This is a genomic window from Desulfuromonas soudanensis, from assembly GCF_001278055.1.
Taxonomy (GTDB): Bacteria; Desulfobacterota; Desulfuromonadia; order Desulfuromonadales; family WTL; genus Deferrimonas; species Deferrimonas soudanensis.
On record NZ_CP010802.1, the window covers coordinates 586940 to 612559 of the forward strand.

The 25620-nt window shown below is 58.7% G+C and carries 19 protein-coding genes and 2 riboswitches; of the genes, 15 read left to right on the forward strand and 4 right to left on the reverse strand.

The window, feature by feature from the left end:
* Positions 1-4 precede the first annotated feature (4 nt).
* From DSOUD_RS02525 to DSOUD_RS02535, 3 genes are all read left to right on the forward strand, one after another.
* On the forward strand, positions 5-3157 hold the full coding sequence (locus DSOUD_RS02525) for an efflux RND transporter permease subunit (RefSeq protein WP_232426487.1): 3153 nt from the start codon (positions 5-7) through the stop codon (positions 3155-3157).
* A 181-nt stretch (positions 3158-3338) separates the two neighbouring features.
* Complete coding sequence (locus DSOUD_RS02530; protein ID WP_053549526.1) at positions 3339-3656, forward strand: nucleotidyltransferase domain-containing protein; 318 nt, start codon at positions 3339-3341, stop codon at positions 3654-3656.
* Positions 3653-4054: a HEPN domain-containing protein gene (locus DSOUD_RS02535; protein WP_053549527.1), complete on the forward strand. Its 402-nt coding sequence runs from the start codon at positions 3653-3655 to the stop codon at positions 4052-4054. The genes DSOUD_RS02530 and DSOUD_RS02535 overlap by 4 nt, the downstream gene beginning before the upstream one ends.
* Positions 4055-4634: 580 nt before the next feature.
* Here the strand turns inward: DSOUD_RS02535 and DSOUD_RS02540 are convergent.
* On the reverse strand, positions 4635-6545 hold the full coding sequence (locus DSOUD_RS02540) for a tetratricopeptide repeat protein (protein WP_053549528.1): 1911 nt from the start codon (positions 6543-6545) through the stop codon (positions 4635-4637).
* 446 nt (positions 6546-6991) lie between these two features.
* Here DSOUD_RS02540 and DSOUD_RS02545 point away from each other — a divergent pair, with 446 nt between their 5' ends.
* Together DSOUD_RS02545 and DSOUD_RS02550 are read left to right on the forward strand one after the other, a co-directional pair.
* Positions 6992-7474, forward strand: coding sequence for a hypothetical protein (locus tag DSOUD_RS02545; protein WP_053549529.1), 483 nt, complete (start codon positions 6992-6994; stop codon positions 7472-7474).
* Between the two features lie 465 nt (positions 7475-7939).
* Positions 7940-10288, forward strand: a complete 2349-nt coding sequence (locus tag DSOUD_RS02550; RefSeq protein ID WP_157671701.1) for an Lcl C-terminal domain-containing protein — start codon at positions 7940-7942, stop codon at positions 10286-10288.
* Positions 10289-10408: 120 nt separating this feature from the next.
* Here the strand turns inward: DSOUD_RS02550 and DSOUD_RS02555 are convergent, their stop codons facing one another.
* From DSOUD_RS02555 to DSOUD_RS02565, 3 genes are all read right to left on the reverse strand, one after another.
* On the reverse strand, positions 10409-11887 hold the full coding sequence (locus DSOUD_RS02555) for a helicase HerA-like domain-containing protein (RefSeq protein WP_053549531.1): 1479 nt from the start codon (positions 11885-11887) through the stop codon (positions 10409-10411).
* A 53-nt stretch (positions 11888-11940) separates the two neighbouring features.
* Positions 11941-12513, reverse strand: coding sequence for a DUF1318 domain-containing protein (locus DSOUD_RS02560; protein ID WP_157671702.1), 573 nt, complete (start codon positions 12511-12513; stop codon positions 11941-11943).
* 85 nt (positions 12514-12598) lie between these two features.
* A complete protein-coding gene (locus DSOUD_RS02565; RefSeq protein ID WP_053549533.1) occupies positions 12599-15415 on the reverse strand; it encodes a hypothetical protein in 2817 nt (938 codons plus the stop codon).
* A 338-nt stretch (positions 15416-15753) separates the two neighbouring features.
* On the opposite strand from DSOUD_RS02565, the gene DSOUD_RS02570 reads away from it, so the two are divergent.
* From DSOUD_RS02570 to DSOUD_RS02605, 10 genes are all read left to right on the forward strand, one after another.
* Positions 15754-16032 (forward strand): type II toxin-antitoxin system TacA family antitoxin, encoded by a 279-nt coding sequence (locus DSOUD_RS02570; RefSeq protein ID WP_053549534.1) that lies wholly within the window; start codon positions 15754-15756, stop codon positions 16030-16032.
* Positions 16019-16525, forward strand: coding sequence for a GNAT family N-acetyltransferase (locus tag DSOUD_RS02575; RefSeq protein WP_053549535.1), 507 nt, complete (start codon positions 16019-16021; stop codon positions 16523-16525). The genes DSOUD_RS02570 and DSOUD_RS02575 overlap by 14 nt, the downstream gene beginning before the upstream one ends.
* Before the next feature lie 140 nt (positions 16526-16665).
* Positions 16666-16743: riboswitch (cyclic di-GMP riboswitch) on the forward strand.
* 91 nt (positions 16744-16834) lie between these two features.
* Positions 16835-17215 carry a putative signal transducing protein gene (locus DSOUD_RS02580; RefSeq protein WP_053549536.1) on the forward strand — a complete coding sequence of 127 codons (381 nt, stop codon included), beginning with the start codon at positions 16835-16837 and terminating at the stop codon, positions 17213-17215.
* A 141-nt stretch (positions 17216-17356) separates the two neighbouring features.
* Positions 17357-19267, forward strand: coding sequence for a diguanylate cyclase domain-containing protein (locus DSOUD_RS18660; protein ID WP_269745871.1), 1911 nt, complete (start codon positions 17357-17359; stop codon positions 19265-19267).
* A gap of 62 nt (positions 19268-19329) precedes the next feature.
* Positions 19330-19734, forward strand: coding sequence for a PaaI family thioesterase (locus DSOUD_RS02590; protein WP_053549538.1), 405 nt, complete (start codon positions 19330-19332; stop codon positions 19732-19734).
* Between the two features lie 403 nt (positions 19735-20137).
* Positions 20138-20392 (forward strand): type II toxin-antitoxin system HicA family toxin, encoded by a 255-nt coding sequence (locus tag DSOUD_RS17670; RefSeq protein WP_082351026.1) that lies wholly within the window; start codon positions 20138-20140, stop codon positions 20390-20392.
* The gene (locus DSOUD_RS02595; protein WP_053549539.1) at positions 20389-20718 is read left to right on the forward strand and encodes a type II toxin-antitoxin system HicB family antitoxin; all 330 of its coding nucleotides are present in this window, start codon (positions 20389-20391) and stop codon (positions 20716-20718) included. Before DSOUD_RS17670 ends, DSOUD_RS02595 begins: the two co-directional genes overlap by 4 nt.
* Positions 20719-21520: 802 nt before the next feature.
* A riboswitch (cyclic di-GMP riboswitch) is annotated at positions 21521-21598 on the forward strand.
* A gap of 97 nt (positions 21599-21695) precedes the next feature.
* Positions 21696-22109, forward strand: a complete 414-nt coding sequence (locus tag DSOUD_RS02600; protein ID WP_053549540.1) for a (deoxy)nucleoside triphosphate pyrophosphohydrolase — start codon at positions 21696-21698, stop codon at positions 22107-22109.
* 181 nt (positions 22110-22290) lie between these two features.
* The gene (locus DSOUD_RS18255; RefSeq protein WP_157671703.1) at positions 22291-22791 is read left to right on the forward strand and encodes a hypothetical protein; all 501 of its coding nucleotides are present in this window, start codon (positions 22291-22293) and stop codon (positions 22789-22791) included.
* Between the two features lie 683 nt (positions 22792-23474).
* The gene (locus DSOUD_RS02605) at positions 23475-25583 is read left to right on the forward strand and encodes a hypothetical protein (protein WP_053549541.1); all 2109 of its coding nucleotides are present in this window, start codon (positions 23475-23477) and stop codon (positions 25581-25583) included.
* Positions 25584-25620: the final 37 nt, after the last annotated feature.

Consider the following 25620-nt stretch of genomic DNA (forward strand, 5'->3'; position numbering starts at 1 on the left):
GTGGATGGCCAAAAACCACGTCGCCGCCAATTTGCTGATGCTGGTGCTGGTCATCGGCGGAATCATCAAGGCGCCGGAGATCAAGCAGGAGGTCTTCCCCGAAGTCTCCCTCGACCGCATCCAGGTCAGCGTCGTCTATCCCGGCGCCGGTCCCGAGGAGGTGGAGGAGGGGATCCTGCTGCAGATCGAGGACGGTCTGACGGGGGTCGACGGCATCAAGGAGATCAAGTCGACGGCCTCCGAGGGGATGGGGACGGTGACGGCGGAGATCTATCCTGAAGAAGACGTCGATCAGGTCCTGGCCGACATCAAGAGCGAGGTCGACCGCATCACCACCTTCCCCGGGGACGCGGAAAAACCCGTCATCGCCAAGCTCCTCAATCGCCGCGAAGTGATCTCGGTGGTGGTCTACGGCGACCTCCCCGAGCGCTCGTTGCGCGAGAGGGCCGAGGCGATCCGCGACGATCTCCTCACTTTTCCCGGGATCACCCAGGTCGATCTCGGCGGCGTGCGCCCCTACGAGATCGCCGTGGAGATCCCCGAGGAAAACCTGCGCCGCTACGCCCTGACCCTCGACCAGGTCGCCCTCGCCCTGCGCCGCGCCTCCCTCGACCTCCCCGGGGGGACGATCCGCACCGCCGGATCCCAGGTGCTGCTGCGCACCAAGGAGCGCCGCTACTTCGGCCCCGAATACGCCGGCATCACCATCCTCGCCGGATCCGACGGCAGCCGCGTCACTCTCGGCGACATCGCCGTGGTCCGCGACACCTTCGCCGAGACCGATGAATTCGCCACCTTCGACGGCAAGCCTGCAGCCATGGTCCGCGTCTACCGGGTCGGCGAGCAGAAGCCGACGGAGATCGCCGCCCTGGTCGGCAAATACGTGGAGAGCCGCCGCGCCGGCCTGCCGCCAGCGGTGCACCTGGCGACCTGGAACGACACCTCCGAACTCTTCCAGAGCCGCATGGACCTCCTCACCAAGAACGCCTGGCTCGGCCTCTCCCTGGTCCTCATCATCCTCGGCCTCTTTCTCGAAATCCGCCTCGCCCTCTGGGTGATGCTCGGCATCCCCATCTCCGTCCTCGGCACCCTCCTGTTGATGCCGGCCCTCGGCGTCTCCCTCAACATGATCTCCCTCTTCGCCTTCATCCTCGCCCTGGGGATCCTCGTCGACGACGCCATCGTCATCGGCGAGAACATCTACGAACACCGCCAGAGGGGGAAACCCTACGCCAAAGCGGCCATCGACGGCGCTCTCGAGGTGGCGGTGCCGGTGGTCTTCTCCATCCTCACCACGGTGGCGGCCTTTCTCCCCCTCGTCTTCGTCACCGGCATGATGGGGAAATTCATCAGCGTCATTCCGGTGGTCGTCATCACCCTTTTGCTGATGTCCCTGGTCGAATCCCTCTTCGTTCTCCCCGCCCACCTCGCTCTCGGCCGGCGCATGGAGACCCCCGGCGGCCTCCTCGGCGCCATCGATGCCAACCGGCGCCGGGTCGGCGACCTTCTCGACCGTTTCATCGCCGGCCCCTACAGGCGCCTCCTCGGGATCAACCTCCGCCACCGCTACGTCAGTCTCGCCCTCGGCCTCGCCGCCCTCCTCCTCACCCTCGGGGTGGTGCGCGGCGGCCTGATCAAGTTCAACTTCATGCCCGAGGTCGACGGCGATCTCATCATCGCCTCGCTGCAGATGCCCCAGGGGACTCCGGCCCAGGATACGGGCGCTCTGGCGCAGCGCATTTCCGATGCGGCCCGCACTGTCATCGACGGCTACGACAGCAAGCGCCCGGCGGGCGACTCGATTCTGCGCAATCTCTACACCGTCGTCGGCTCGCGCATCGCCGGCGGCGGCCCGGGAGGGGGCGAAGGTGCCTCCGGTACCCATCTGGCCGACGTCGCCCTGTTTCTCACCAAAAGCGAGCTGCGCGGCGTCCCTTCCGCCGAGATCTCCGCCGCCTGGCGCCAGGCCGCAGGCGACCTCCCCGGCGCCGAGTCCCTCTCCTTTGCCTCCAATCTGGTGCACATGGGGGCCAATATCGACATCCAGCTCGCCCACGAGGACTTCAGGGTCCTCGAGAAGGCTGCCGAGAAGATCCAGCAGGCCCTCGGCGACTACCCCGGGGTCGGCGACATCCAGGACACCTACTCCCGCGGTTCGAAGGAGATCAAGCTCAACCTCACTGCCGAGGCCCGCACCCTCGGCGTGACCGAAGAGGGACTCGGCCGCCAGGTGCGCGGCGCCTTCTACGGCTCCGAGGCGCTGCGTCTGCAGCGCGGCCGCAACGAGGTCAAGGTCATGGTGCGCTATCCCGAGGAGGAACGCAGCACCCTCTCGGCCCTCGATCGTCTGCGGATACGCACCCCCTCCGGCGGCGAGATCCCCCTTGCCCGGGCCGCCTCGGTCGTCGAGGGGCGCGGCTTTTCCCAGATCCACCGCACCGAGCGCAAGCGGGTGATCAACGTCAGCGCCAGCGTCGACAGCAAAACCGCCAACGCCGGCGAGATCCTCGCCGACCTCCGCCTCGGCATCCTCGCCGACCTCGCCCGGGACTTTCCCGGGCTGACCTTCAACCTCGAGGGGGAGGAAAAGGAGCGCCGCGACTCCATGGGGAGCATGCTCGACGGCTTCAAGCTCGCCCTGGTGGCGATCTTCGCCCTCCTCGCCATCCCCTTCCGCAGCTACAGCCAGCCGCTCCTCATCATGGCCGCCATCCCCTTCGGCATCATCGGCGCCGTCTTCGGCCACCTGATCATGGGCTTCAACCTCAGCATCCTCTCCGTCTTCGGCATCGTCGCCCTCTCCGGGGTGGTGGTCAACGACTCCCTCCTCCTCATCGACAAGGCCAACCAGAACCGCCGCGAGGGGGCCGCGCCCTACCAGGCCCTGATCGATGCCGGGACGCGGCGCTTCCGCCCCATCCTCCTCACCTCATTGACCACCTTCTTCGGCCTGGCGCCGATGATCGTCGAGACGAGCGTCCAGGCCCAGTTCCTCATCCCCATGGCCATCTCCCTCGGCTTCGGCATCCTCTTTGCCACCGGGATCACCCTTCTCCTGATCCCCGCCCTCTACCTCATCCTCGAGGACCTGCGCGCCCTCGTCGGCTTGCGCCCGAACCACGGCGATCACGGCGAGGAGGCGACGGAGGAGAATTGAGGGGTTCTTAGCCTGCAGCACTCTGTCCCTGCTCATCGGGCCGCCCGCGGAATCTTCCGTTGGGCGGCCCGGTTTGTTTCAGGGGATGGTTGCTGACGAAAAATTCATATTTATTTCGATATCTGCAGCGATATGCGTATACTTATTGAACTTATTGAACTTCAAGATACGAGGAGAAGCCATGACTGCAAACGACTATAAGATTGCGCGAGAACTTAAGGAGATGTTGGCTTCCCAGACCAATTTGCTCGACTTTCGTGTTTTCGGTTCCCGAGCCCGTGGTGATGCGGACACAGAATCTGATATGGATGTCTTTGTTGAGGTGGAATCGCTGACCCCGGAGGTCAAGGAGAAGATTCACGAAACGACATGGGCAGTCGGTTTCAAGAATTTCATGGTTATCTCTCCACTCATCGTTTCTCGTTTTGAACTCGAACAGACCGCCTTGCGTTCATCATCGATCATTCGGAGCATTACCCGTGAAGGGGTGACCGTATGACCGATAAGGAGACTTTGCTGGCGTACCGTTTGCGGGAAGCAAAAGAGACGTTGTCCGATGTTAAAACGCTGCTGGATAGTCACGGCACGACCCGTACTGTTATCAACCGTTCTTATTATTCAATATTTTATGCCGTCCTTGCCCTCTTCATCAAGGAGGGGACCGATATCCGTTCCTCCAAGCATGCAGGGGTGATCGGGATGTTCGATAAGGAATTTGTTCATACGGGGAAGGTCGCAGTTGAGTATTCCCGGATATTGCACCGCTTATTTGATGCTCGCCAGGAATCGGACTACAAGGAATTCGTACAGTATACTGAAGAGGAGGCGCGGAAGTTCTTCGTTATGGCTGAAGCCTTTATTGCCGAGGTTGAACGGATAGTATCCTCGGCGGACTGACTTTCCGATGGTACACTCTCGGTACACTCCGCAAAAAATAACCCGGACGTTGTTGATTGGTCGGTTGAGTGCAATCAGAGGGGTCAAGTCTCCAAATCTCAAATTTGAGATTTGGAGACTTGACCCCTGAAGATTTTACTGAATATGGCGGGGTGGCAATTGCTAAATTTTTAAATGTAGGAGCGCCTTTAGGCGCGATTGATCGCGGCTGAAGCCGCTCCTACAGAGATGGGGACATTGTCGAATAGTTGATTATTTCGGCCCTGAGTTGACTAATCAACAACGTCCCTCCAACTTCCTTGAATAACAGCTACCCCCTCCTTTGTTAAGGAGGGGGTCGGGGGGTGGTTGCCGGTCATCACACCTGACCACCCCCAGCCCCTCCTGAACCAGGAGGGGGGCTAAATCGGGCAAGAGAGGGACAAGAGATGGGGACATTCAATAGATGACCGATCACCTTCACCGCGGCATTGGTCTATTTCGTGTCGCACCGTCTTTGGCGGGCTGGGAAAAAATCCTGCAAAGGATCATCGGCTGTCGGTGCAGGTTCACCGTATGAGCTTCAAAAATATATCCCCTTTTAGCGCATATTTGCGAGAGCCGTCGCCGCTTCGGCTGAGTTCTGAGCTGCCGCCTTCTCCAGCCAGAATCGCGCCTGCTTCAAATCCTTACGGTTGAACTCAGTGCGTTGCAGGTATGAATGGCCCAAGGAATATTGTGCACTGGCTAAGCCTGCTTCCGCGGAACGACGCAATAAGGCATTAGCATCGGATTTTTTCAGATAGCTAAACTGGCGGACCATCCCGCCGCCTGCGTCCATCCCACTCAAGGTCAATATCGCTGCCCAGTATTGGGCAAAGGCATTGCCGGCATTGGAGGCCTCCATCAGCAGTGTCCAACCGGAAAGGTCATCCTGCGTCGTGCCGATACCGGCTATTCGGGACAGACCCAGCGCGCCCCTTGCGCGCACCAAGCCCTGCTCGGCGGCTTTTGTAATCCAATCGATTTTCTGAAAGGCATCTTTGTCGATGCCGACGCCAGTATCGTAGGAAACGCCAATCAAATATTGCGATACCATGTCGCCGGCTTGCGCGGCCGCGAGAATATCTGCCCGGCGCTCAGCCATGCGCACCTTTTCCATCATGCCCTGCCCGGTCATAATCGAAAAATCCTGATCGGCAAGGCCCCAATTTGCGCTGGCGGCCGCTGTGGAGGCTGGCTGTGCGGACGGCTTGATTTTGCCCTTCTCCTGATCTTCGGTGGTCACCGACCAGTCGTAACTGATATAGGTGGTGGTGTTATGGCTTCCGTACTCTCCTTCAGCAACAAGGACGGTCTGGTCGCCCGGTTGCGGCAAAATGAACTTCTTCTGCAGAAAATTGAGCTGGCCGACAACTGAAAGCATCAAGCCGAGGTCTTCGAGGTAGTAGTCGTCGATTACGGATGAATTGACCCGGTTGTCGTAATGGCTGGTATAACTGTTTTGGCAGCGTATGTTCCAGGCATCCCCCTTCAACCTGGGATGCAATGTACTCGCTGGCACCTTGTTCATTATTTCACAGGAGGAGCTGACCGTAGAATCGAACCTGCGATCTGGCAAATAGGCAGACTGATAACGCACCGACAGCCTGTTCCCGATCTGCAGCGGGAACAGGCTCCCATTCAACTCGTCGAGACTTTTGATAAAGGAGGCTGCCTTGCCCTCTGCGGTGCTGCCGAGACTTATGGCTCCACCGAGTAAATAGTTTTCTGTAACGCTGGTATTGCCATCCAAAGAAATGCGACTCTTATGCATTGAGCCTTTGTCACCCAGGGAAGTACCCTCTATGGCAACGTTTTGTCTCTTCGGTCCAGGTTTGGGCAGTTTTGAACTCTTGGCACCGGTGTATACCGATTGAACGCTGGTCTGGTAGTTGATTCTGTATGCCTGTGGTTGCGGTAAATTGCGATAAAACGCCGACGCCTCGATGGTCTGCCAGATGTCTTCGCTCACCGCAAAGGGCAATTGCGGCCGAGTCGGAGCGATGTCGGCGCCCCCCTTCTTTGCCGCCCCTGCTGTCTGGGACTCCGACTGGGCAGGTGTCTTGGATTTACCTTGCTCCTGATTTTCAATGCGCACCAGCAGTTCCAGAACTTCCTGGTAAGATGATCCCTTGGTCCCGTATTTGCTGAAATATTTATCTAAAACATCCTTGGCTTTATCTGTTTTTTCCAGCCCAGCCAAGGCCGTTGCATAACCCAAGGCGAAATTCTCGGGCAGCGCGATGCCCAGTTTCTGTGCCTTAGCCAAATAATCGGCGGCCTCATTGTAGGACTTGGCTTTCAATGCAGACTGGGCATGAAGCATGAGCCGGTCCAGTTCTACCGCCGGCGGCAGCGCCAGAGCCATTGCGACAGACAAGATCATAGTCAGCGCGGTCAGGAGACTCACCACAGATTTCTTCCCCACGACGGGAGATGCTTGCTCAGCGTTCTTCTTTTTTGTCGCCATATACGACTCTCCTTTGACTGTCACGGCTATATAAATCAAACTGTCAACATTGGATAGAGAGATACGCTCTAATTCTGGAAACAGCAAGAGAATAAACGCTCCATTTTACGCTCCTCAACCTCGAGATATTGGGCATTGTTGCTTGATTGCTTTACGCTCCCAGTTAAGGACAGGTGGAGGTTGTTGAATAGTTGATTAACTCGGCCCTTAGTTGACTAATCAACAGCGTCCCTCCAACTCCCCTGAATAACAGCTCCCCCTCCTTTGTTAAGGAGGGGGTCGGGGGGTGGTTGCCGGTCATCACGCCTGACCACCCCCAGCCCCTCCTGAACCAGGAGGGGGGCCAAATCGGAGAAGAGATGGGGGCGATATAAAATAACTGGAAATGAAAATGTCCGCATTCAAGGCCTGACCGTTCTCAGGCCCTCAAAACAGGAGGTATCAGGGTGGATTTCATCGACAAAGCAATTGAAAAACAGAGAATCAGGCTGGGTGCCGGGAAAGCGAAACAAAAAATCGCAACAGAGGAGGCCGAAAAGCTGGACCAGGAAATCCGTGAGAAGGTGGATCAATTTATTGGCAAAATAGTTTTTCCTGTCGTTAGCAGTGCAAAAAGAAGATTCGAACAAAAAGGATTTAAGACAGAAGTGGATATTGAAAAATCCATGTCTTTGAATTCAGAAAAAAATTATTACAAGGGGATTAAATTACAGTTGGACAAGGGACTGGATAGAAGATCCGGGATTCCCATGGTGATCGGTCCAACATTGTATTTTTCAGCTTCACCTCCTTATAGCACCACGGTCGCAATTGTCGCTTATGGAGCAGACAACAGCCCCATCTTCTCCGAACGGTTCGAGATAACCGAAATGACGGAAGAACTTGTTCTTGACTACATAAGAATGTTTGTCGAAGAAGTTATTAAATGAAAACGGACAGGGGATACGAAAGCATTGTTGAACAGTTGATTAGTTTGGCGTTTAGTTGACGTATCAATAATATCCTCTCCAGACCTCAGGCAGCGCGGACGGCTCAGCGCTGCATCAAGAGCGCTGGGCGTCTGTTGTTTCCGTAGAGTTCGCAACGACGAATACACGGCGGCAAAGATAGAACGATGTCTGGCGATCGTCACCCAATATAACAGTCGTTCAGATCAACGGGAAGTTGGAACTGTTGCAGAAGGTGGGTTTGCTTGTGGTGCCGGGCATAATTTTAATGGAACAAAACAACAACATTCCTGTTCCCGGCTCGAATATGAAGTTATTTCGACACTCTTGTTATTCAGCCGAAAGGGTGATAAATTTTTTGGAATGTTATTTCCTACCCAAAAACTGTCAGGAAAATAGTCTGGTCAAAAAAGAATCGGGAATGAGCACTTACCAGGAGGATTGAGAATGAGCCAATTTCGCTTTATCGGCCTAGTGTGCACGGTGCTGGTGACGTTTTTAGCGGGATGCTCGGGGGAGGACAATGTGACCGTTGTCCCTTCAGAGTTGAGTTTACCGTCGGTAATCACTGAAAATGTCGCGGCCATCAGTTATACCGGTGCCACGGTGAATGCCAGCATCGCCGATTCCGGGAACGAGTTCATCGTTGCCAAAGGAGTCTGCCTTTCCCAGTCCGCCGCCCCCGACTTGAATGACACGGTTTATCTTTCCGAAGCAGGTACAGGGAGTTACTCGACAGCCCTGAATGAGCTGGCACCCGGTACAACTTATTACGTGCGTGCCTTTGCCACCAACACGGATGGTACGGCCTATGGCGAAGAACTGTCCTTTTCGACCAAAGACCTGACGGTGCCGACCATCAGCACCGCTGTGATCTCCAACATTACCCCGGCGACGGCCATTTCCGGAGGGGACATCACCGATGATGGGGGGATGTCGATTCTGGGCCGTGGTCTCTGCCTCTCCCTGAGTCCCGACCCAACACTCACGGATTCCTGTGTCAGCGAAGGAGTCGGCGCAGGAAACTACATCGCTCTTATGACCGGCTTGACTTCGAACACGCTCTATCATGTCCGGGCCTACGCGACCAACGACCTGGGTACCTCCTACGGCAACGACCTGACCTTCACGACCGGCCTCCTGCAGCTGGCGACGGTGTCGACCGCGGCCGCCAGCGCCGTCTCTTACTCAACCGCGCTGAGCGGCGGAAACGTGACCAGCGACAACGGTGCACCCGTCACCAGTCGGGGGATCTGCTGGGCCACCACCTCGCTGCCGACCATCGCCGACAGCTGCTACACCGAAGCCGGCGGACTGGGGAGCTTCAGCAGGGAGCTGGCCGGACTTGCTTCCAACACCACCTATTACGTGCGCGCCTTTGCTGTCAACGACGGCGGGACCTCCTACGGCAACGAGGTGAGCCTGACGACGCTCACCATGGTGGCGCCGGTTCTGACCACCAAGGCCGTCAGCGGCATTTCGTCCAATCTGGCGGGGTCCGGCGGAGTCATCAGCACCGATGGCGGAGCAGCCATCACCGCCAAGGGGGTCTGCTGGAGCCTCAATCCCGCACCAACTACGGCCAACAGCAAAACGGTCGACGGCACCGGTGACGGAAGCTACAACAGCACCCTCACCGGGCTCAACCCGCTGACCAGCTATTACGTCCGCGCTTACGCCACCAACGCCCTCGGAACGGCCTATGGCAACGAGGTCGGTTTTTCCACCACCGACCTGGTCAACCCCGGCCCCACGGTACCGGTGGTCGGCACTTCGACTTCGATGATCACCGGCAGCAGCACCGCCTCGAGCGGGGGCTATGTCAGCTCGGATGGCGGCTCGGCCGTTACCGCGCGCGGCGTCTGCTGGAGCTTGAACGCCGATCCGACCACGGCGGATATTTGTTCCGTCGATGGCAGCGGCACCGGATTTTTCGGCAGCACCCTCACCGGCCTGAGCGGCTGCGGCAATGTCTATTACGTTCGCGCCTATGCCACCAACAGTACCGGCACCGGCTACGGCAATCAGAACATGGTCAGTACCGGTCTCGTAGCGACTGTGACCACGGATGACGCAACCAATATCGGTTATTATGCCGCCACCTCCGGCGGCGCGGTTTCCGATGACGGCGGTTGCGCGATCACCCAGAAGGGGGTTGCCTGGAGCTACAACCCCGGACCGACGATCGGCAATCCTCATACCCAGGACGGGGGAGACGCCATCCCCTTTGTCTCCGATGTTGTCAACCTCTATGCCAACCGGACCTATTACGTCCGCGCCTATGCCACCAACAGTGCCGGTACCGCGTACGGTCCCGAGAAGGTTTTCACGACGGCTACGCCAACAACCCCCTATCTCGGCCAAAATTACGCCGGCGGCATCGTTTTTTATGTCGATGGCACCGGGGAACATGGCCTGGTCTGTACCACGACAGATCTGGGAAGTTATCCCTGGGGCTGCGAAGGGACCAGTATTGCCACCGGGACACCCCTTGGTAGCGGGGCAACGAATACCGCGGCGATTCTCGCCTCCTGCGGCACCGCCAATATCGCCGCGCAGGTCGCCGACAGCCTGGTTTTGAACGGCTACAGCGACTGGTTCCTGCCCTCGCTCAACGAGCTGGTCCTGATAAGGACCAACCTCGCCGCTCAGGGTCTCGGAAGCTTTGGCTGGTATTATCTCTCCTCCTCGCAGGTGGATGCCCGCGATGCCTATCTCTATTCCTTCCAGGATGGATATCCTCTTCCCTATCCCAAAAGTGCCATGATGCCTGTTCGAGCCGTTCGGGCGTTCTAACCGCGTTTTTTTCCCGTAGTGGAAATTTTCACCAGAGAGGACCAAAAAGGCGGAGCCGCAGCGGCTCCGCCTTTTTCTTTAGCGATCAGTCCCCCAGGAGAACCGGAACGGAGGTCCCCTCTACCGCCTCTTCCCGCCGAACATCGAACCGAAAATCCCCCGCATGATCTGCCGGCCGACCTGGGTGCCGATGGAGCGGGCGGCGCTCTTGGCCGCCGCCTCGAACATCTCCCCCATCGGGTTGCCGGGGTTGCGGCCCCGCCCCTTTGCCGGCGGGACCTCCGCCGCCCGGGCCGCCGCCCGGGCCGCCGCCCGGGCCGCCGCCCGGGCCCTCAGGACCTCCCAGGCCGATTCCCGGTCGATCCGTTGCTCGTAATGGCCAAAAAGAAGGGATGTCCCCCGCACCGCCTGGCGCTCGAGGGGATCGAGCGGCCGCAGCCGGCTGCGGGGCGGGCAGACCAGCGCCCGCTCCACCGGTGTCGGAATCCCCCGGGCGTCGAGGACCGAGACGAGCGCCTCGCCGACGCCGAGTTCGGTGATCGCCCGGGCGACGTCGAGCCCCGGATTGCTGCGGAAGGTCTCGGCCGCCGCCCGCACCGCCTTCTGGTCGCGGGGGGTGAAGGCGCGCAGGGCATGCTGCACCCGGTTGCCGAGCTGGCCGAGGATCGTCTCCGGCACATCGAGGGGGTTCTGGGTGACGAAATAGACGCCAACCCCCTTGGAGCGGATCAGCCGCACCACCTGCTCGATGGTGTCGAGGAGCGCCTTGGGGGGATCGTCGAAGAGGAGGTGCGCCTCGTCGAAAAAGAAGACCAGCTTCGGCTTCTGCAGGTCGCCGGCCTCGGGGAGGCTCTCGAAGAGTTCGGCCAGCAGCCAGAGCAAAAAGGTGGCATAGAGCCGGGGGGATTGCATCAGCCGGTCGGCGGCGAGGATGTTGATCACCCCCTTCCCGTCGGCGCCGGTCTGCAGCAGATCGTCGAGGTCGAGGGCCGGCTCGCCGAAGAAGTTGGCCCCTCCCTGCTGCTCGAGACTCAGGAGGCTGCGCTGGATGGCGCCGATACTGGCTGCCGAGACGTTGCCGTAGGTGGTGCGGAACTCGGCGGCATGATCGCCGACGAAACGGACCATCTCCTGCAGGTCCTGCAGATCGAGGAGAAGGAGCCCCTGGTCGTCGGCGATCTTGAAGATCAGGTTGAGCACCCCCTCCTGGGTCGGATTGAGATCGAAGAGGCGCGCCAGGAGCAGCGGCCCCATCTCCGAGACCGTGGTGCGCACCGGGTGTCCCTGCTCGCCGTAAAGATCCCAGAAGACCGTGGGGAATCCCTGGGGAACGAAATCCTCCAGGCCGAGGGCCGCCACCCGCTCCAGCACCTTCGGGTGGTCCCCGCCGGGGAGCGCGACGCCGGACAGGTCTCCCTTGATGTCGGCGACAAAGACCGGCACGCCGATGGAGCTGAACTCCTCCGCCAGCACCCTTAGGGTCACGGTCTTGCCGGTTCCGGTGGCGCCGGCCACCAGCCCGTGGCGGTTGGCCATTTGTGGCAGCAGTTCGATGAAGTCTGCCCCCCTGGCGATGGGCATCCGGTGCGGATCGGTCATGGGTATCCTCGATATCTTTGGGCGTTGGGTGGTGACAGGTGAGGGGTGACGGCCTACTTGCGACTCCAGCTGCCGTCTTTTCCTTCGAGATACCACCCCTTGCTCGCCTGATCGCGCCAGGAGCCGGCAAAGATTTCCTGGACCTCGTCGGAGCGGTCGGGGAAGTCGTTGGCCCGGGCGATCTCCCGGTAGAGGCGCATCCGGTCGTCGTTTTCGCTCTGCACGAGGCGGCTCGCCTCGGCGCGGGAGCGCATGTCGAGCCCTTCGGTGCTGCGCACCTTGAGCAGACCGTCGTTGCCGAGGCCGATCTGGCCGCCGTCCAGGTAGGGGAAGAGTTTGCCGGCGCGGGCCTTGAGGCTCTCCTTGATGGCGCGGATCTCCGGCGTGCTGACATCGATGTCCTGGGCGGCATAGGCGGTATTCGGCTGCAGCAACCGGAAGAGGGAGCTTCCCGGCGCCTTTTCTTCGGCGGGGGCGGGGGGCGCGGGGCGATCGCTCCAGACTTCGTTGACGATGCGATCGGCGGCGCCGCGGATCTCCTCGGCGGGGAAATAGATGTTGACGGTGACGCAGGAGACGGCCAGAAGGAGGCCGGACCAGAAGAGACAACGCAGGGACACTTTCATGATGACCATTCTCCTTGGGTGGGGATTAACGCGGCCCTTTCGTCTGTGGGTCCGCCCGCTAACTATACCGGAGAAGGCTCCCATTTCAAAGGGGGGCGTTCCGGTTCCCCGCTCGGTCGAGGCGTTTGAGGCGCTTGACCATCTCGCGGAAGGAAACCGCCTGCGGGGTGGTGACGACATCGATGCGCGGCGGCAGAAGGCCGCCGTAGACCAGGTAGGAATCGGACCCCTCCAGGGCGGTGCCGCGCAGGCGGAAGAGATCGTTGTCCAGGGAACAGTCGATGCCGATGCTGCGGTAGCGGTAGAAGTCGATGAAGCGGTAGATTCCCCGGGAGAGGGTCGCCGCCACCCCGCCCTCGCTGAGGATTGTCAGGTTGTTGAGGGCCTTGACGCTGATGTTGCGTTTGCCGCTTTTGCGCGTCTGCAGCGCCGCCTCGAAACGGGTCGGGACGGCGCCGAAGAGGCGCAGGTCATGGATGTGCCCGTCGATGACCCCGTTCATCTCCCCGAAGGCGAAGGTGTGGGTCAGGCGGTAGAGATCGATGGCGGAAAAATCGATGTCGGCTTCGAAGACCGGGTAGGGGGAGAAGAGTTCGCCGAGACGCATGTTGCCGACCCCGACATGGCCGCCGAAGACTTCGATCCAGGCCTTGCCGGCGGTGACGAGTTCGTCGTTTCGGTAATGGAGTTCTCCGAGATCGGCGCTGAGATCGCCGTTCATTATCGGCCACTCCAGGGTGCGGGTGAGGGGCTGCAGTTGAACGTCGGCGACGGTCAGGCGGGCGGCGAGCTCGAGGGGGTGGGGCGGCAACGCCAGGTCGATAGCGGAGAGGACCAGCTCTCCCTCGGCCAGATCGAAGCGCAGCTCTTGGGGGAGTTGCAGCCGGCCGGTCCGGGCGAGGGTCGTCACTCTGGCCGGTCCGGACCGCAGCGGCCCGAGGGAAAGTCCCTGCCAGGAGAGGGTGCCGGAGAGCGCTTTTTCCGCCGCCGCGGTGCCGAGGAGGAGCGGCAACCTCCCGGAAACTCCCGTCGCCGCCATCGTCTCGCCCCAGCCGACCCTCAGCTCCTGCGGTTCGATGGTGAGACCGAGGCTCCACCCCTCTTCGTTGACTGCACCGGCGCCCTCGAGGTGCAGGGCGCCGGCCAGGGCCAGGGCCTTCAATTTGGGGAAGGGTTCGAAGAGGAGCCTGGGGGCGTGGCGATCCAGCGCTTTTTGCAGATCGGGGAGGTCCAGGGCCGCCTTCAGCCGCCGTTCCTCGCCCCCCCAGGCGCCGGAGAAGAGGAGCTCGCCGAGCTCGGGGATTTGGACGGAGGCCGCCTCCAGGCGATGGACGCCGGCTTCGCTCTCTCCCTTGACGTTCCAGCGCGCCGAAAAATCGTCGAGGGAGGCATAGTAGGCGCCGTAGAGGACCTCGCCGCCGGCCATCGTTCCCCGGACGGCAAACCGGGTCGGCCGGCCGGAGACGGCCGCGACCTCCCCCTGCAGGGTCATCCCAATCCCGGCGCAGGCGGCAAGGCCGTCGGCGGATCCCCAGGAGAGCTCTTCGGCCCGGAGATCGGGCAGCTGCGCCGACCACCCCTCTTTATCCAGGGCTGCCGTGAAGGTCCCGGAGAGCCTGGCGCTCAGAGCCCCGGTGAGGGAGCCGCTCAAGACTCCGCCAGACAGGCGCCAGCGCTCCTTCTCCCGGGAGAGGAGGGCCCTGGCCTCGAGGTCGATGGCCGGGAGGGCGGGGTTTTCGGGAAGGCTGAGCCTCTTGGCCGAAGCATGCAGCTCCCACCGGGGTTCGGCCGCCCGGCCGCCGATGGCGATCTCCAGATCCACGGCTCCGCCTGCGGACCAGGGTCCGAGGCCGGGCTGCCGGCGCTGCCAGGCGGCAAGGTCGGGCACTTTCAGTTCGACCTTCCCCTCCAGGCGCTCTTCGCCGAGGTGCAGGTCGATCTTCAGGCGGCTCCTGCCGCCGAGGTCCCCGCCGCCGGTCACTTGCCAGGCGCCCGTTTTCCCGGCGACCTCCAGACGCATCGGGCCGAGGAGGAGGGTCCGCTCTTCCCACCGGAGGACGCCGGAGCCGCTCGTCACGGCGAGCTGCAGCTTGTTGCCGTCAAAAGAGGGCTTGAGAACGAGGTTTCTCACCGTCCATCGGGGCGCCTCCGGGAGCCGGATGCCGGCCAGGGCGAGGAGGGGGCGAAGGTCGTCGTCCCCGAGCTCGGCCAGGGTGATTTCCCCGCCCCCTCCGGTCAGCGAGCCGTCCCCCCAATTCAGGCGCAGCGGCTCGCCGAGGAGGTCGTTGCCCCGCCATTGAAACCGCGTCATCTCGCCGCGGATCCCCCCTTCCCAGTCTCCCCGCCCCTGGAGTTCAAGGGTTCCGACCTCATTTTGCCGCAGCTTGAGTTCCAGGGACCACTGCCGTCCGAGGGTGGCGCGGCCCTCGACGTGCCAGGGTTCGGCGCCGCCGGCGAGGCGGATTTCCCCGTCGCGGATTTCCAGGTCGTCGATGGAAAAGGGCGCTCCTTCGGGCCAGGGTCTCCGAGGGGAATCGCCCGCGGTCTCTGCCGGTTGCAGCAGGAGCCTGCCGCCGGTAAGGACCAGTTTCTGCAGGCGCCGCTCGCTGAAAAGCTCCCACCCCCCGACCATTTCCAGTCGCTCCAGTTCCAGATCTCCGGCGCTTGCGCCTGTGATCTCCACCCCCTCGGCCCGCAGCGTCCCCCCTTGCAGCCACAGGCGATCGATGGTCGCCTCGACCTGAAAGCGACGGGAGAGTTCCCGGACGAGGAGCGGCCGCACCAGTCCCTGCACCAGGCGGTCGCGATACATAAAAGCGACGGCGGCCAGGAGGACGGTCAGGAGCAGACCGAGGGCCGCCGCCTTGCCGAGGCGGCGGAAAAATGATCGGGATCGGTTCATGGATTCAAGTATAGAGGGGAAGGGGAGGGCTGGCTATGCCGGAGTGGGCACTCTCTGAAAACCAGGGCGCTGAAAACCCTTGCTCCGCAGATGACGCTGATGGGCGCAGATGAAACCGGGATCCAGGAGTCAGGGGCTGGTTGATTCCAGATCTTGATTTATCATCTGTGTAAATCTGCGTCATCTGCGGATAGGTTTGGCCCTTGAATGTCTTCCTCGGTCCCCGGGGTGAGGCCTGTTGGTGCCAAAGTGTCACCATTGAATTGTCATTGTGTCGCCAGTGTGCTATGGTCCCTCTGTATCCACAAAAAACCGAAGAAAGTTGGAGGGAGGTCGTTATGGCTGCAAAAACGGAACGGATCACCACCCGTGTCCCCGAGAATGTTCACGCCCTGCTGGAAAGGGCAGCGGGGCTTCTCGGATCGACCATGAACCAGTTCGTGGTCCAGGCGGCCGTCGATCGGGCGAAACAGGTCGTCGAGGATGAGAACATCATCCGGCTGAGCGGGGAATCGACCCGGTTGTTTTTCGAGACGCTGGAAAATCCTCCGGTGCCCGCCGCCAAACTGCTGGAAGCCGCCCGCGCTCATAAGGAACGGCTCAATGCTGCGGATTGAGGACCTGGGGAAGGACCACGACCGAAAGCACTTCGATTGCGGAGAACCGGCTCTCAACACCTTTCTTCAGACCCTGGCCCGACAACAGCAGGAGAAGGGGATCTCGAAAACCTTCGTTCTTGTCGATACGGCTCAACCGAAAATCATTCTCGGTTTTTTCTCTCTGACAGCCTGCGAGGTGGTCGCCGAGGATTTGCCGCCGGCCCTGGCAAAGAAATACCCCGCCAGGGCGCCGGGGGCCAAACTGGCACGACTGGCCATCGATCGGAGCCGGCAGCGCCGGGGCTACGGGCAGATCCTTATGATCGAGGCCATGAAGAAGGCTCTGCTGGTTGCCGATAATATCGGCATCATCGGATTCTTTGTCGACGCCAAGGGGCACGCGGCCAGGGTTTATTACGAGCAGTTCGGCTTCATCTCTTTCCGCGAGCGGCCTCTGGAAATGTTCCTGCCGCTGGCCACCCTCCGCCAGGTGATCGAAGCCGCCTCATGAAGACTATGGGCATTAAAACCCTTCTCCGCAGATGACGCAGATGGGCGCAGATGACAAAACAGGACTTTATCTGCCAAATGCCTTGACCTCCAACCCCTGACCGCGTAATGTTTATTTTGAAATTAAAAAAATATTACACCCTGCCGAAAGGGCAGAGCCGGAGCGATCCGGTGACGCAAAGTTTCAGGTCCGCTCTGGCGGATGGCTGGACTGTCGAAGGGGGTGGGTCTCCATTGGGAGTCAACCGACGGAAGCACTCATCTTTTCTTCAGAGATGGGTGCTTTTTTCGTTCGCTGCGGGGAAACGGCATGCTGATCAAACTCTATTCGCCCGATAATGAAATCGAGCTGGCCCTGATCAAGAGCCTCCTTGAGGGGTCGGATATCCCCTATTACGTCCAGAACGATCATTTCGGGTCGATGTATATCGGGCCGCAGATCAGGCTCTTCAACCGGAAAATGGTCATGGTCCCCCCCGCATATGAGGAGGGGGCAAAAGAGGTCCTTGCCGACTTTTTGCGAAATCAGGAAGCCGGGGCTGAGACTCCGGCCGAACCGGAGCAGAAGACCTCGATCCGGGACAAATTCCGGATGTTTATGGAAGTTCTCCTTTTTTTCTGGGTCGTTCCCGGCAAAAGATGGACCGGGAAAAAGAAGCGTTCCGACTCCGAATCCGTCGGCGACGAATGAACCGGCGAAGGGGGTTTTATCAGTAACCGGCGACCTAAATACAGTGTCAAGCAGGAGATCTTTAAAATCAATGCTCTTCTGGCGTTGATTGTTTTGCTCGTCTTCGGGTTTTTTATTTCGACCACTCTTTATTTTTCCGAATTGTCCAAGTCCCGCGCCGTCATCAGCCGGACAAATCATTCGATCAATATTCTACTTAGCGGTTATTTTGATGAATTAATTAACACCATTCTCGTGTTCGAGGAAAACGAGAATGTCAGGGAGGCCATGTCCCTTGGTGAAGAGGCTCATCGAAAAATCCTGGATCAATACAAATCGATCCTCAAAGCCAATAAAAACGTCAGACATATCTATTCCGGTTACAAAAACAAACTGATGCTGATCAACGACTACCCGGTCGATAAAGGCTTCGATCCGACCGACCGTCCCTGGTACCGGGCGGCCATGGCAAGCCGACCCGGGACGTCCATCGGTCTCCCCTACGAGGATTACATGACCGGGGAGCGGCTGATTTCCACCAGCCGGGCGCTCCGGCAGGCCGGGGGCGGATACGGCGGCGTCGTCAGCATCGACTGTTCCGTCAACCGGCTCGTCGACCTGATCGCCCAGCAGAACGAATACGAAACGGAATACAGTTTCGTCATGGACCTCTCGGGGAAAATGATCGTCCATCCCGACCCGGCGCTCCTCGGGAAACCGATCGGGGAGATAACGGCCGCCTACGGCGAGGCGAGCAAGGGGGATTTCGACTTCCGCCTCGGCCGCCGGGAGTTTCTCGCCCACTTCAGCTCCCTCCCCTCCCTCGGCTGGATCGTCGTGACCGTGGTGGAAAGGACGGAAATCTTCCGCCCCTTCATATCGCAGGCTCTTTTTCTCATCGGCCTGACCGGCCTCATCGCCGTCTTCCTGGGGTCTTTGCAGAGCATTGTCCTGAGCCGGCGTCTCTCCCGCCCGCTGCTGGAGCTGGGAAAAAAAATCAAGGCGACCATCGCCGGGGAAGAGCCGGGGTCCGGCGAATACATCTATCCGAACAACGAATTCGGTGTTATGGCCTGGGAAATCGAGCAGTTGGCGGAAAAGGAACTCAACGCCAAAACCCGGAAACTTCAGGCCAGCGAAGAGAAGCACCGTCTCCTCATCGAGCACACCCTTTCGGCCGTGGCCGTTCACGATATCATCCTGGACGAAGGCGGAAAGCCGGTCGATTACGATTTCCAGAGCGCCAACCCGGCCTTCGAAATCCAGACCGGGTTACGGGTGGCCGACATTCTGGGGCGCCGGGCCACCGAGGTCATGCCGGGCAACCCGACCCCCCCTTTTCTGGATATCTTCGGCCAGGTCGCCCTGACCGGCGGATCTGTCAGCTTCGAGGAGTATTGCCCGCCGCTCGGCCGGCACTATTTCATCAACGCCTATCGCCTGGGCGAGGGGCGCTTCGCCACCGTCTTCATGGACATTACCGACCGCAAGGAGGCGGAGGAGAGAATCCAGAAACTCGTCGCCCAGCTGGAAACCGAAAGGGATCTGGCCCAGAGCAATTCCCTGACGGACAGCATGACCGGACTGTTCAATCGCCGGTTTTTCGACACGGCGTTACGGACGGAATTTTCCCGGCACAAACGGTTGGGGTCGCACCTCTCCCTGATCATGCTCGACGTGGATCATTTCAAGAAATTTAACGACCGCTACGGTCATCTGGCCGGGGACGACTGCCTGCGCCGGATCGCCGAGGCCCTCAAGACCGTGGTCGAACGGGCCCCCGATATCGTCGCCCGCTACGGCGGCGAAGAGTTTGTCGCCCTCCTCCCCAATACCAACAGCCGGGGCGCCGCCCTCCTGGCCGGGCGCATCCGCGAAGCGGTGCTCAGGATGTGCCTCTCCCACGCCGACTCGGAGACGTCCGAGTTTGTCACCATCAGCCTCGGCGTGGCCACGGCGACGGATCATCTCCTGACGGATGAAGGGGAGCTCGTCGCCCTGGCCGACCAGGCGCTGTACCAGGCCAAGACGAACGGCCGCAACCGCATCGAGGTCCTGACCGCCACCCTTTAAGGTCGCCAGGCTCCGGCGCCCCCTCCCCCCCGTGCCCGGGGGCGTCCTCCCGAGGAGATTCCATGCAACCGGCCACCATCGACAGCATCAACGCCATCCCCCTTCTGGTGACCCTCGGCATCCGCATCACCGCCTTCGGCCCCGACTTCGCCGAGATGGAGGCGACGGTGGACGAGCGTCACCTCAACTACTTCGGCAGCGCCCACGGCGGCCTCCTGGCCACCCTCGTCGATACCGCCTGCTTCTTCCCCGAACCCCTCCTCCCCGCCGGCCGCCAGGTGACGACCAGCCAGCTCACCGTCAACTACCTGCGCCCCGTATCCAGCGGCGACCGCCTGGTCGCCCGGTCGAAAATCCTCCACCTCGGACGGCGCACCGTCCACCTCGACGTCTCCGTCCGCAACCAGGACGGCGCCCTGGTCGTTCACGGCACCGCCACCCTCCTCGATGTCACACCGGCCCCCTGATAATCCAGAAGAAAAGCCCTTCGCCCTACCCGTCTCTTCTCCTTCAGCCCCCCTCCTGGTTCAGGAGGGGCTGGGGGTGGTCAGGTGTGATTGCCGGCAACCACCCCCCGACCCCCTCCTTAACAAAGGAGGGGGGGCTGTTTTATTCATCTTCGTCGCGTCGTCGCGTGAAACCAGCCCTTGACGTTGCTCCCCTCCTGGTTCAGGAGGGGCTGGGGGTGGTCAGGTTTACCAGCAACCACCCCCCGGCCCCCTCCTTAACAAAGGAGGGGGAGCTGTTTTATTCATCTTCGTCGCGTCGTCGCGTGAAACCTGCCCTTGACTATCGCTCTTTTGGCCATGGCCCTATGATAGCAAAAAACGATTGCACACGTGCAGGTCATCTGCTAAATTCGAGGCATGAATGAACAGTCAGCATCGCAAAACGCTACTGGCGTTATTCGCCCAGCCCGTCCCGGCCAATCTGGAATGGCGGCGCATCGAGGCCCTGTTTCTTGCCCTTGGCGCAGAAATGGTCGAAGGGGCCGGGTCACGAGTGGCTTTCGTGCTCCATGACCGGCGGGCCGACTTTCATCGTCCGCATCCCGGCAAGGAAGCAAAACGTTACCAAGTGCGGGCGGCGCGGGAATTTCTCGAAGCTGCAGGAGTCACCTTATGAGCAAACCCCTTACCTATAACGGCTACGCGGCGCACGTCGAGTTTGACGCCGAAGATCGGTTGTTTGTCGGCCGCATCGCCGGGATCATCGACATCGTCACCTTTCACGGTGAATCGGTGACGGAGCTGGAGCAGGCATTTCAGGCTGCCGTCGACGATTACCTCCTTATGTCCGAGAAACTCGGACGCAAACCGCAAAAACCCTGCTCCGGCAAGCTTATGCTGCGCATCCCCCCGGAAGTCCATGCGCACGCGGTGATGATGGCCGCGGCGCACGGCAAGAGTCTGAACCAGTGGGCAGCGGATGTGCTGGCCAAAGCGGAGTAGACAATCTGGAAAACTGGGGAGTGTCCCGAATTTCCTTCAGCCCCCCTCCTGGTTCAGGAGGGGCTGGGGGTGGTCAGGTTTACCGGCAACCACCCCCCGACCCCCTCCTTAACAAAGGAGGGGGAGCTGTTTTATTCATCTTCGCCGCGTCGTCGCGTGAAACCAGCCCATTGCCCTTTTGATTTGCAGGTTGTAATCTACCATCCGAAACCAGACCTTTTTCCTCACGCGACGCCGCAACGACGCAACGCTGTTGGGTCAAGGTCAAAACCAGGATTGTAGATTCTCGTTGCGTCGTCGCGTCGTCGCGTGAAACCGGATTTTGCAGTGCCTTGCGTTGCTTCTGAGTATTTGGGGCGATTCTCACGGCATGATCCATAACCAGAAACCCAGAATCTTTGCCTCACGCGACGCCGCAACGACGCAACGCTTTTGGGTCAAGGTCAAAACCAGGATTGTAGATTCTCGTTGCGTCGTCGCGTCGTCGCGTGAAACCGGATTTTGCAGTGCCTTGAGTTGCTTCTGAGTATTTGGGGCGATTCTCACGGCATGATCCATAACCAGAAACCCAGAATCTTTGCCTCACGCGACGCCGCAACGACGCAACGCTTTTGGGTCAAGGTCAAAACCAGGATTGTAGATTCTCGTTGCGTCGTCGCGTCGTCGCGTGAAACCGGCCTTTGAGCAGCATCATCGCCCGAGAGATTAAAGGCATTAAAAATCGCCCCTCTTCCCAGCAAATTTCTTGACCTCCCCTCCCTGAAGTCGTAAGGTCTACGGCAACATTAAAATATCTTTCACCCCGCCGAAAAGGCAAAGCCGGAGCGATCCGGCGACGCAATGCAACAGGTCCGTTTCGGCGGACGGCTGAGCTGTCGAAGGGGGTGGGTTGCCGGGGATGGCGAGGGATGCGGCACTCATCTACTTAATTGGAGGCGGGTGCTTTTTTTGTGGGGATTTTTTGCCCGAGGGGTTGGATGAAACACCTTCACGTCACCTGCGCCATCATCGAACGGGACGGGCTTGTCCTGGCCGCCCAGCGCAGCGCCGCCATGAGCCTGCCCCTCAAGTGGGAGTTTCCCGGGGGGAAGATCGATCCGGGGGAGACTCCCGAGGAGTGTTTGAGGCGGGAGCTTGTGGAGGAGATGGGGGTTCGCGTTCGCGTGGGGGAGAGTTTGCCGGCCAGCACTCATCGGTATCCGACTTTTACCGTGACGCTTTATCCGTTTGTTTGTTCCATTGAAGCGGGGGAGATTGTTCTTCACGAGCATGCTGCGGTGAGTTGGCTGCCGGTGGGGGAGTTGCGTACTCTTGATTGGGCTGAGGCGGATTTGCCGGTGATTGAGTCATACATAGCGGTGAGTGTTGGGGTTGGTGGAGCTGTATGCTGAGTGAAAGTTACCCGGAATCCCAATGGAAAAAACCGCTAAGTTCTAGAGCCGTAACGTTGCGGGATATTTTTAGGTCACCCTGGAAAAACGGACGGTATTTATATTGTCAGCTGTTGATGTCGCGACCCCTATGCATATCTGGTTATCCTCTGCGTTCGCAAGCCTCTAGTAAGGAGGGGAAATGAGCTCCCAGTCCAACCGATATTGGGGCATCGCCTTGCTTTCGACCTTAGTTTTTTGCGGCTGTATGCTTCCGCTAAATGCTCCAACAGGAGAAATTCCGATCGCGTTACTGCATAATTCATATTCCTGCGAAACTTCGGATGAGGAGGCTAAGCTTACCGTTATCTCAGATCAAAACACATACGAGGGGTTATGGCGTCGCATCAATCGGTCATCACTGATGCCGCCATCAATACCGGGAACAAATTTTAAACGGTATGTACTTGTCTTGGTTGAGTTGGGTCGCCGAAATAACGCTGGGTATGGGCTGATATTGAGTGCATCTGATGCAACAATTAATAGTGGGGAGGTGACTCTGCCTGTGACTGCAATCACCCCTCAGTCCGAAACTTTCACACCCCAGGTGATGGTTTCGCCTTGCTTATTGGTACAGATAAATCGACAAGGTGTCGACACTGTGAATGCTTTGGGTATAACCCGCCAAGTTGCCCCAAATTGAGCAAAATGCAGGGAGGGTCTCCGTTCCAGGAGGTCCTCTGGGGACACTCTATCTTGGAGTCTGGGGGACGCAGGGGATTCGTTGACTCAAAAAAGGGCCAGTGACTTATGAGCGACACAAGGGGAGTGCGCCGACGGGTGCATGAGAAATTATAACTCTATTTATTGACCCCAAAAATCGACCTATAAGGTCATTTGAGAGGTTGTTTTTGGCTCTTTTTTCCTGCTTTACAGGTAGTTGTCTTGGTCCGACCCCGAAATGCTCTTGTTTGTTCCATTGAATCGGGGGAGATTGTTCTTCACGAGCATGCTGCGGTGAGTTGGTTGCCTGCGGGGGAGTTGCATACTCTTGATTGGGCTGAGGCGGATTTGCCGGTTATCGAATCTTACATGGCGGTGAGTGTTGGGGTTGCTGGTGCGGTGGGTTAAGTGAAGGATCCTCGGAGTTTCAATGGAGTAACCGTTGGGTACTATAACCGCAACGATGCGGGATTTTTTCAGGTCACCGTGGAAAAACGATTGGGGGGTTTCATTTGAACGATCAACACGGTCAGAAGTTGAGACGTGACCCCTCCGAATGACCGCATTTTTTGGAGTGGAGAAGTTGTGTATACGGCATCGCGCCGAAAATCCCGCTATTATGTGGGTACATCTTGATATTGTTCGGCAAAAAAGGGGGTTCAAATGAAATACAATGCGTTTAAATCTATAGTTAATTCGATAAAACAACCGGTGGAGCTTCTGACGCCCTCCGTCTCTTTCTCCGTGAAAGGTAAACGGGTCGTCCCCTACATTGAACCAAACTTTTCAAAGGTCGAGTTTTCCAAGGAGAAGCCGTCCATTCTACTTGTTTCAGCCGTGGGCGCATCAGGGAAGACCACTACCGCATGCGCCCTTTCATTCGATACACAATTGCCGGTTCTGGACCTAGCCAAACACAAACCGGTCGGCGACAACACTCTCACTGGCATTCTGACCTCCGCTTACCCTATCGAGAAGGTAGGTGCCGTTCTGGAAGGTCTTCGCGCGGGAACCCACGGCATCATCATCGACGGCATCGACGAAGCGAGATCTAAGACAACAGAACAAGGATTTGAGGCGTTTCTCGACGATTTGATCGAGCGCTCTAAGGGGTCCGCTAGCACCGCAATCGTAGTTTTTGGTCGGAGCCAAGTCCTGCTTACCACTTGGTGCTACCTTGTGGATAAGGATGCTGATGTTGGCATGGTACAGATCGATCCGTTCGATCTGGATCAGGCCAAGAGTTATATCGACTCCTGCGCGATAGAGGGCGATACTGGTCAGCAAGAGAATTACGAACAAGCCCGCGACGGCGTCTTAACCAGGCTCAGTGCAGCCTTCCAACCTGCCGCAGCTATGGTTGAGAATACCTTTTTGTCTTTCATCGGTTACCCTCCGGTTCTTGATGCCATCGGAACACTGCTGCGAACAGAGCGTAATTACCATAGCATTCAACAAGCATTGAGTGATGGCACCGGCGGCCAGTTAGAAATTAACCTTCTCATTCGGATTTCTGATTACCTGTTAGATCGGGAACATAAAGAAAAGGCATTGCCCAATTTTATTAATCAGATCGTGACGGACGCTGGTGCATCCTATGGTGAGGCGTTACGGCAGTCTCTTTTTAGCAACGAGGAGCAGTGTGCGAGAATCTTATCACGGGCACTTTCCCGCCCATTTCCCCTCCGGGTTATTGAGGACAACGCGTTAAACGAACGGTATGAACAAGCAGTAGCAACATGGTGTCCCGAACACCCATTTCTTGACGACACCCGCGTACGCAACGTTGTATTCGCTGCGGTTGCGATCACGCGTTGTGCGCTCAGTAGCATCCCTGAATACCGAACACTTGCTCATGAATATACGAGCGCGATTCGACCAACTTACCACCTTCTTTACATAATGGCTGAGCTTGGTAAAGCACGCGAGATCAGTGTCCAGTGTTTCAATATGCTGATACAGTCATGCTCAGAATTTTTGGACCTTAACGTTGAAATCTCCATCAACATAGATGGAGAATCTTGGGAGGACCAAGATCAAGAAAATGACAAGACTGCCGAACTCACAATTGAAATAAAATTTCCAGAGAAAGAACAAGAACGTACCTTCATTTTTAAGGGAATTGTTGATAATGAAACTATTTCACTTGGTCCCTATCTTATAAACACAAGAGTGACACTTCCTTGTCATATCGATTTGTCGAGTACCCCGGCAGTCGAGGCGATTGGCGATTGTTCCATTTTTGCGCCAGTCGTGCGATTTGATACTCCTGACCTGATTATTCGAAGCGTCCCCAAACGAACGCAAGATGCCACAAAGGGGAATGCTGGATTGTTCATCAATGCTCGAAAGGCACAAGGCCACGCCGGTGCGGTTTCACTTGGAGCGGGGGATATCGAGATTCAGTGTGTCGAACATAGTCTTGTTCATCCCCTTGCAAAGTATGCTCGAAAAGTGGTGCCGGAGCTTGCCGACCCGACACTTCGAGAGAAATATCGGAGACTGCGAAGGATTTTCTCGGAATTTGCATCGCACAGTAAAGGTGGACTGGCAAAGTACCGGGATAAGATTGAGCACCAACGAGTCCTGCGAAACAGCATTGGTAAAGGTGTCCTTGATGCACTAGTCAAGGAGGGCGTCCTGCGGTCTGACTCGAAATTCTATTATGTTGATCCAGTTCAATTCGACGCCAAACTTGGGATTTCTTGGCATCAGCTTCGGCAGTACGAGTCGTCCAGTAGACTTGAGACGTTTCTGAAGGGAGTGTCTTAAAAAGAGGCCGAACAAGGGCATGGAGCTGCCATGCAGG